The sequence below is a fragment of the Streptosporangium sp. NPDC049644 genome, assembly GCF_040675205.1.
Lineage (GTDB): Bacteria > Actinomycetota > Actinomycetes > Streptosporangiales > Streptosporangiaceae > Streptosporangium > Streptosporangium fukuiense.
The window spans coordinates 1-8921 of sequence record NZ_JBFAOJ010000174.1; the positions used below are offsets into that span (position 1 = coordinate 1).

The 8921-nt window shown below is 74.5% G+C and carries 5 protein-coding genes; all 5 read left to right on the forward strand.

The features are described 5' to 3' along the window. The first annotated feature begins 154 nt into the window (after positions 1-154). A complete protein-coding gene (locus AB0J58_RS43080; protein WP_364227265.1) occupies positions 155-871 on the forward strand; it encodes a hypothetical protein in 717 nt (238 codons plus the stop codon). After that, entirely contained in the window at positions 858-2354 is a 1497-nt protein-coding gene (locus AB0J58_RS43085) for a condensation domain-containing protein (protein ID WP_364227268.1), read from the forward strand. The genes AB0J58_RS43080 and AB0J58_RS43085 overlap by 14 nt, the downstream gene beginning before the upstream one ends. A 56-nt stretch (positions 2355-2410) precedes the next feature. Beyond that, positions 2411-4261, forward strand: coding sequence for a non-ribosomal peptide synthetase (locus tag AB0J58_RS43090; protein ID WP_364227271.1), 1851 nt, complete (start codon positions 2411-2413; stop codon positions 4259-4261). Next, complete coding sequence (locus AB0J58_RS43095) at positions 4258-7404, forward strand: amino acid adenylation domain-containing protein (protein WP_364227274.1); 3147 nt, start codon at positions 4258-4260, stop codon at positions 7402-7404. The genes AB0J58_RS43090 and AB0J58_RS43095 overlap by 4 nt, the downstream gene beginning before the upstream one ends. A gap of 153 nt (positions 7405-7557) precedes the next feature. Beyond that, positions 7558-8829, forward strand: a complete 1272-nt coding sequence (locus tag AB0J58_RS43100; protein WP_343962132.1) for an MFS transporter — start codon at positions 7558-7560, stop codon at positions 8827-8829. The last annotated feature ends 92 nt before the right edge of the window (positions 8830-8921 follow it).

The window sequence follows — 8921 nt, forward strand, 5'->3', positions numbered from 1 at the left end:
GGGGGATTTGTGGGGGGGGCGGGGGCCCCCCTCGCACCCCCCCCCCCCGCCCCGGGGCCGGCCGGGGGGGGGGGGGGGGGGGGGGGGGCGGGGGGGGGGCCCCCCCCCCCCCGCCGAGATCCTGGCCGAGCGGTGGTCGGTCAGCACGGCCAGCGTGCTGACCACGGCGAGCGCGGTGCTGCTGGGCGTGCTGACCGGGCACCGCCGGGTGGTCATGCAGCTGATCGTGGCCAACCGGCACGATCCCAGGACCGCGGCCATGGCCGGCACCGCGGTGCAGGACGGGCTCCTCGTCCTCGACCTGCCGGACGGGACGTTCGCCGACGTGGTCCGTGCCGGGCACCGGCGGGCGCTGATGGCCTACCGCAACGCGCACTACGACCCGTACCGGATGATGGCGCTGCGCGAGGAGGTCGGCAGGGAGCGCGGCGCTCCCGTCGATCTGTCCGCCTACTTCAACGACACGCGGACCGCCGCCCACTGGCCCAACCTGCCCAGGGTGGAACCGGCGGGAGACCCGGCCGCGGTCGCCGCCCTCACCGAGCGGACCAGGTTCTTCCTGGTCGGTGCCTGGGACGCGGTGGACGCCACGGTCTTCTTCGCCACCGGTCCCGCCACGAACACCTGCCAGCTCTACCTGCTGACGGACACCGCCTGCCTGCCGCGCTCCACCGCCTACGCGCTGCTGGGCGGGGTGGAGAGGCTGCTGGTCAGGGCCGTGGCCGAGGAGGTGGCGCTGGACGAGATAGCCGAGCTGTGCGGCATCGTCCCGATCGAGCGCCCCGCCGTCCGGGAGGCGGCCTTTCCCGGTACGCCGGAGGGCGGCCCGGCGACGACGAGATCCAGGGAGGTGGCCGGTGACCACGCCTGACCCCCGCGTCGCCGCGGAGACGGACCTCGCGGTGCGGGAGCCCGCGCCGGACCCCGCCACACCGGGGCAGCCGGCGCAGGACCGGCGCGAGGAACTGCTCGGACGGCTGGCGCGGCTGTCGCCGGAACGGCGCGCGGCGCTGCTGGCGGAGGCGCGGGAGCGGGACGGAGGCAGGCGGTGGCCCCTGTCGTTCGGGCAGGAGCGCCTCTGGTTCCTCAGCAGGTTCGACCCCGACGACACCACCTACCACACCCCCTGGTGCGTGCGGCTGCGCGGCCGGGTCGACGTGCGGGCGCTCGCCGCCGCCTTCACCCGCGTCACCGAGCGGCACCATGTGCTGCGCACCCGGTTCCGGCTGGCCGGTGACCGTCCCGTCCAGATCGTCGTGCCCGTCGCGCCGGTGCCGGTGGAGCGGGCGGACGTCACCGGCGACCCGGCCCCGGCCGTCGTGGAGTTCGTGAACCGGCCGTTCGACCTCGCAGGCGGCCCGCCGCTGCGCGTGGCACTGCTGCGGCTGGGCGAGGAGCACTTCCTGCTCTGCGTCGTCCTGCACCACATCGTCGTCGACGGCTGGTCGCTGGACGTCCTCATGCGGGAGGTGACCGAGTGCTACGCCGCGCACCGCGAGGGCAGGCCGCCGGCGCTGGCGGAGCTCCCGGCGCAGTACCCCCAGCTCGCCGAGGAGGACAGGCGCCGCGCCGAACGGGACGAGGACGCCTCCCACCTCGACCACTGGACCCGCACGCTCGCCGGGGTGCCGGCGCTCGACCTCCCCGCCGACCATCCTCGTCCGGCCCGCTGGAGCGGGCGCGGCGGGCAGGAGAGCCTGCTCGTGCCCGACGAGGTGATCACCCGGCTGGAGGGCGTCGCCAGGGGCGCGCGCTGCACGCTCTTCATGGCGCTGCTCGCCGCCTACCAGGCGACCCTCTCGCTCGCCTCCGGGCAGCGGGATCTGTGCGTGGGGGTGCCGGTCTCCGGCCGGGACCGCACCGAGATCGAGCCGCTGATCGGCTACTTCGCCGGCACGCTCGTGCTCCGCGCCGACCTGTCGGGCGACCCCACCTTCCTCGACCTGATGAAACGCGCCCGGCTGACGCTCTTCCGGGGACTCCAGCACGCCGGTACGCCGTTCGAGCGGATCCTCGCCTCGTTGCGCCTGCCCCGTGACCTGAGCAGGCCGCCGCTCTTCCAGGCCATGTTCAACCTGCACAACCTGCCCAAGGACGACCTGCTGCGGACCACGATGGGCGACCTGTCGGCCGAGGTCTACCCCGTCCCCGCGACGGGCCGTACCAAGGCCGAGGTGTCCGTGGACGCCTGGCGGGGCCCCGAGGGCCTCGGCGGCGTCCTCGACTACAGCAGTGACCTGTTCTCCGCCGGAACCGCGCGGCGCCTGGCCCGCACCTTCACCGACGTGGTGGAGCGGGCCGGGGCCGACCCGGGCCTTCGGCTGTCCGACCTGAGAGGTGTACGACCGTGGTGATGTCCTTCCCGGCGCGAAAGCCGGGACTCACGGCACCAGACCCGCGCCAGGAGGGCATGGTGACGGTGCCGGAGCTGATCCGCGACCGGCTGGAGACGGCGCCCGACGCGGTGGCGGTCAGCGGGCAGGGAGGCGAGCTGACCTACCGGGAACTGCACCGGCGGGTCGACGACCTCGCCGCGGTGCTGCGCGAGTGGGGAGTGGGCCCCGAGGTCCCGGTCGGGCTGTGCATGGAGCGCACCACGGGGATGGTCGTCGCGGTCCTGGCGGTCTGGGCCGCCGGAGGCGCGTACGTCCCGCTCGACCCCGCCTTCCCCGAGGAGAGGCTGCGGCTCATGCGCCAGGACGCCGGGATCGGCCTGGTGCTGACCCAGGCCGGCGTGGACCGGCGCCTGCTGGCCGGAGTCCCCCGGATCCTCGTGCTCGCCCCGGACGGCACCGCCCCCACCGTTCGCCGCGGCACGCCCCGGGGACCGCGGGGTGACCTGGCGTACGTGATGTACACCTCGGGCTCCACCGGGCGGCCCAAGGGGGTGGAGGTCCCGAGGCGCGCCGTGCGGAACCTGCTCGGCGCGTTCGCCGAACGGCTGAAGCTCACGCCCGAGGACCGCTGGCTCGCCGTCACCACCCTGTCGTTCGACATCTCCGTCCTGGAACTGCTGCTCCCCCTGGTGTGCGGGGCGCGGGTCGTCGTGGCCTCGGCGAGCCAGGCGGCCGACGGCCGGGAGTTGCGGGCGCTGGCGGTCGCCGAGCGGATCACGGCGCTGCAGGCCACCCCGGCCACCTGGCGCATCCTGCTGGAGGCCGGCGGGGTGCCGGAGACGATCCGCACCCGGCTCTGCGGGGGAGAGGCGCTGCCGCGCGACCTCGCCGACGCGCTCCTCGCCCCGGGGACGAGCCTGTGGAACGTGTACGGGCCGACCGAGACGACCGTGTGGTCCACCGCGGGGATCGTGGCGCCCGCGCCGGCCCGGGTCGTGCTGGGAGAGCCGATCTCCGAGACGTCCCTGTACATCCTGGGCGACGACGGCCTGCCGGTCGCGGACGGCGAGGCCGGGGAACTGCACATCGGCGGGGCCGGGGTGGCCCGCGGCTACCGGGGCATGCCCGCCCTGACCGCCGCCCGCTTCCTGCCCGACCCCTTCGCGGCCGGCTCCGGGACGCGCATGTACGCGACCGGCGACCTCGTCCGGCGTACCCCGGACGGCCGCCTGGAGTACCTGGGCAGGGCCGACAGCCAGGTCAAGGTGCGGGGGTTCCGCATCGAGCTGGAGGAGATCGAGACGGTCCTGCGCTCGGTGGAGTGGGTGCGTCAGGCCGCCGTCGGCGTCCATCGGGGACCGGACGGTCTGCCCACGCTGGTGGCGTACCTGGCCGGTACGGAGGGAGCGGCACCGGAAGGGGCGTGGGAGGCGCTGCGCACCCGGCTCGGGGCGAGCCTGCCCGAGTACATGGTGCCCGCGCACCTCGTCACCCTCGACGCCCTGCCGCTCACCCCCAACGGCAAGCTCGACCGCGCGGCACTGCCGGCCCCCGACAGGGCACGGGCGTCGACGGCCCCCTACCGGGCGCCGTCGAGTGCGGCGGAGGACGAGCTCGCCGCGATGTGGGAGGAAGTGCTGGGAATCGAGCGGCCGGTCGGGGTCGACGACGACTTCTTCGAGCTCGGCGGGCACTCGCTGACGGCCGCCCAGATCATCGCCAGGGTCCAGTCGCGCTTCGGCGTCGCCGTGCCGCTGGTGGCGTTCTTCGAGCATCCGACCGTCGCCGGGCTCGCCCGGCAGCTGGACCGCCTGGACGACGACGACCTGGACCTCGTCGAGATCGCCGCGCTGCGCGAGCGGCTCGACGGCCTCGGTGCCGAGGAGCTCGCGGCGATCCTCGACGAGCTGGGGCCGGGCGCATGAGGGCGCCCCTGTCCCCGGCGCAGGAGCGGCTCTGGATCCTGCAGCGCCTCGATCCGGACGACGCCTCCTACAACATGTATCTGGTACGCCTGCTTCGCGGCCCCCTCGACCAGGCCGCGCTGATCTGGGCGCTCACCGACGTGCTGGCCCGCCACGAGAGCCTGCGCACCAGGTTCACCGAGGAGGACGGCGTCCCCTGGGCCGTGGTGGAGGCCGGGGCGCCCGGCATCGAGTGGCTGCGCTCCGCGAGCCGCGAGGACGCGGAACGCCTGGTGGCCGAGCGGACCAACGAGCCGTTCGACCTGGGGGCCGGGCCTCCGCTGCGGGTGGCGGTGATCCGGATGACCGACGACCGGCACGTGCTCTGCGTCACGATGCACCACATCATCTCGGACGGCTGGTCGCTCAACGTCATCCTGGACGACCTGGCCGACTGCTACACCGCGCGCCTCGCCGGGGCCGAACCCCGGCTGCGCCCGTTGCCGGTCCAGGCGGGCGACTACGCGCGCTGGCAGCGGCGCAGGGCCGAGCGGGCCGTGCCGTACTGGCGGAAGAGGCTCGCCGCGCCGCCCCCGGTCGAGCTGCCGTTCCGCCGGGAGGGGGCGGGGAGCGGGCAGGGCGAGTTCCAGCGCGTCCGGTTGTCGCCCGAGACGGCGCGGAGGCTGGAGCGGCTGGCCGCCGAGCAGCGCACCACCCTGTTCACCGTGCTGGTCGCCGCCTACCAGACGTTGCTGCTGCGGCACACCGGGCAGACCGACGTCCTGGTCGGCACCGTCGTCGCGGGCCGGGACCGGGTCGAGCTGGAACCGATGGTCGGATACGTCTCCCAGACGGTGATCCTCCGCGGGAACCTGTCGGGAGACCCGCCGTTCACCGGCCTGATCGGCCGCAGCCGTGGCGAGGTCCTCGCCGCGCTGGGCAACCTCTCGGTCCCCTTCGAGCAACTCGGCCACCCGGTGGAGTCGCTGCTGTCCTCCATGCTCATCCTGCACAACCAGGACGCCGGTCCCCGGCGGGCGTTCGGCGAGCTGACCGTGACCGACATCGACGCCGGGTTCCGGCAGGCCAAGGTGGACCTCCTCGTCGAGGTGTGGTCCGACGAGAACGGGCTCGGGCTCTCCCTCTGCCACGACACGGGCCTGTTCGAGGCGGCGGAGGTCGGCCGCCTGGCCGCCAGGTTCGCCCTGCTCCTGGAATCCGTCGCGACCCGCCCCGACACCCCGCTCTCCGCGCTGCCGATCTGGACCGACGCCGACCGCGCCGACCTCCGCACCCTGTCGGCCGGGCCGTCCCGCTCCGGCGGCCGCGAGCCGTCCGATCCCCGCGCCCTGCCCGCCGGGGCAGCCGGGAGCGCCGGGGACGTCCTGGTTCCCGAGATGATCAGCCGGGCCGCGCGGCGGACGCCCGAGGCCGTCGCCGTGGTCTGCGGGCGGGAGAGCGTCACGTACGGCGAGCTGCTGGCCCGCGCGGGCGCGCTCGCCGGGGTCCTCCGCGAGGGCGGGGTCGGCCGTGGCGACGTCGTCGGGGTCTGCCTGCCCCGCTCGATCGAGGCGATCACCGCGCTGCTCGCCGTCTGGTGGGCGGGTGCCGCCTACCTGCCGTTCGACCCCGACGTCCCGGACGAGCGGCTGGCCTTCTCGATGGCGGACAGCTCGGCCACCCACCTGATCACCCTGCGCGAACCGCCGCCGGGCCGCGTCGCCGTCGCTCCCACGCCCCCCACGACCCCCGCGCTCGCCGGGGGCGCACGCGCCCCCCTCCGGGGCGAGACCGTGCCGCTGGACGCCGCGTACGTCATCACCACCTCGGGCTCCACCGGCGTGCCCAAGGGCGTGCTGGTGGAGCACGGCGCGGTGGCCGCGCGGGTGCGGTGGATGCGCGCGGACTACGGCCTGACCTCCGGCGACCGGGTCGTCCAGTTCGCCTCGCTCAGTTTCGACGCCCATGTCGAGGAGGTCTTCCCGGCGCTGGCCGCGGGGGCCACGCTGGTGCTCCTGCCCGACGGGGCGACGAGTCTGCCCGACCTGCTGGCCTCGCCGGAGGGCGAGGCGGTCACCGTGCTCGACCTGCCGACCGCGTACTGGCACTCGCTGGCCGAGGAACCGGGCGAGATCGCCTGGCCCGCCTCGCTCCGCCTGGTGATCCTCGGTGGCGAGCAGGTCTCCGCGGCGGCGGTGGAGCGCTGGCGCGGCCTGTTCGGCGACCGGGTCCGGCTGGTCAACACCTACGGCCCGACCGAGGGGACGGTGATCGCCACCGCCGCCGACCTCGGGGCGCGCGACGTCGTGGGCCGCCCGCCGATCGGCGGCCCGATCGCGGAGACCAGCGTCCGGGTGCTCGACGACCGGGGAGAGCCCCTGCCACCCGGCGCGGCCGGGGAACTGGTCATCGGCGGGGCCGGGGTGGCCCGCGGCTACCTCGGCAGGCCGGCGCTCACCGCCGGTGCCTTCGTCCCCGACCCGTACGGTGCCCCCGGGGCACGCCGCTACCGGACGGGGGACCGGGCGCGGTGGCGCTCCGACGGGCGGCTGGAGTTCCTGGGGCGGCTGGACGCGCAGCTGAAGATCCGAGGTTTCCGGATCGAGCCGGGGGAGGTGGAGAGCCGCCTGCTCGCCCATCCGCAGGTGGGGCAGGCCTTCGTGACCGGCCGGGGCGAGGAGCTCGTCGCCTACGTCACCGGGACCGCGGATCCGGCGGACCTCAGGGAACACCTGGGGCACTCGCTGCCACGCCAGCTCGTCCCCACCGCCTGGGTGAGCCTGGAGGCGTTCCCCCTCACCCCGGGCGGCAAGATCGACCGCGCGGCGCTCCCCGAACCGGTCGCCGCCTCCTCCGCGGAGCGGGTCGCGCCGCGCACGGACGCGGAGCGGCTGGTGGCCGGGATCTGGGACGAGTTGCTCGGCACGGGGGCGGTCGGCGTCTTCGACGACTTCTTCGCACTCGGCGGGCACTCCCTGCTGGCCACCAGGGTGGCGGCGCGGATCAGGCGGGCCACCGGCGTCGAGGTCCCGATCCGGACCGTCTTCGCCATGAGCACCGTCGCCTCGCTCGCCGAGGCGCTGGAGGAACTGCTGATCAGGGAACTGGACGCGCTGACCGACGAGGAGGCCATGGAGCTGCTCGCCGGCACCGACCACTCCTGATCTCGCCGGTGCTGCTCTCGGGCGCGCTCCCGGTGGGAATCCGGTGTCGGCCGGGGGGCTGTTGATAAGGGAGTGAGACGGCGTAACATCCGGGCACGCCTCGTGTTGTCGGGCGCTTGTTCGGAGTCGTGAGTCACCAAGATGCGAGGGCCCATGAGCGTTGTCCAGCCCGTTCCCGACCCGAGGGCGGCGCTCGCGGAGCCGACACGCAGGGTGGGCCCCTGGTGGGTGGCCGGCATCTCGCTGGCCAATCTGGCGCTCTGGATGGGGTACTTCGGGCCCCTCCAGGTCCTGCTTCCCTCGCAGGTGGCGGCGATCGACCCGGCGGGCAAGGAGGGGGCGCTGGCGCTGGTGACCGGGCTGGGGGCCGCCGTCGCGATGCTGTTCAACCCCGTCGCGGGGGCGCTGTCCGACCGCACGGCGGGCCGGTTCGGGCGCAGGCACCCGTGGTCGCTGGCCGGGGCGCTGGTCAGCGCGGGAGCGCTGGCCCTGCTGGCGGGGCAGGGGTCGATCGCCGGCATGGCGGTCGGCTGGTGCCTCGCGCAGGCCGGGCTCAACGCGATGCAGGCCGCGCTCAACGCCGGGGTGCCGGACCACGTGCCGGTGAGCCAGCGGGGTGAGGTGTCGGGCTGGATCGGGATTCCCCAGTCGCTGGGGGTGGTGCTCGCGGTGGTCCTGGTCACCATGGTCGCCACCACCACCGAATCCGGATATTTCCTGATAGCGGTGCTGATCCCGCTCTGTGTGCTCCCCTTCGTTCTCACCACTTCCGACCCCCGCCTGCCGGCCAGGCCGCCCTTCGAGCTCGGGGCCTTCCTGAGAGGTTTCTGGATCAGTCCCCGCGCTCACCCCGACTTCTTCTGGGCCTGGCTGACCCGCTTCCTGATGCAGCTCGGCAACGCCATCGCCACGCTCTACCTGCTGTACTTCCTCAGCGACGAGGTCGGCTACGAGCGGCTCTTCCCCGGCGAGAGGGCCGAGGACGGCCTGCTCACGCTGATCCTGATCTACACCGCGACGGTCGTGCTCACCACCGTCGTCGCGGGCGTCGTCTCCGACCGGCTCGGCCGCCGCAGGGCGCTCGTCACGGCCTCCGGCCTGATCAGCGTGGTTCCCGCGGTGATGCTCGCGTTCTGGCCGCAGTGGCCGGTGGCGACGGCCGGTGCCGCGATCATGGGGATCGGCTTCGGCATCTACCTCTCGGTGGACAACGCCCTGGTCACCCAGGTCCTGCCGGCCGCCGAGGGACGCGCCAAGGACCTTGGTGTCATCAACATCGCCAACTCGGGACCCCAGGTGCTCGGCCCGGTCATCGCCGGTCCCATCGTGGCCGGTCTCGGCGGCTATCCGGTCCTCTACCTGACCTCCGCGGCCCTCGCCCTGCTCGGCGCCGTCCTGGTCTGGAAGATCCGCTCGGTGCCCTGACCGTACGGGCGCCTCCTTTCGCCGGGAGCCGTGCCGCGCGCATGCGCGGCACCGGCCGTCACCACGGCGCGCCCGGTTGAGAGGCCCCACAG

What these genes read in the sequence shown, in the direction of transcription:
- AB0J58_RS43095 (WP_364227274.1), top strand. Translation starts at nt 4,258, where the DNA reads ATGAGGGCGCCCCTGTCCCCGGCGCAGGAGCGGCTCTGGATCCTGCAG.
- AB0J58_RS43100 (WP_343962132.1), top strand. Translation starts at nt 7,558, where the DNA reads ATGAGCGTTGTCCAGCCCGTTCCCGACCCGAGGGCGGCGCTCGCGGAG.
- AB0J58_RS43090 (WP_364227271.1), top strand. Translation starts at nt 2,411, where the DNA reads ATGGTGACGGTGCCGGAGCTGATCCGCGACCGGCTGGAGACGGCGCCC.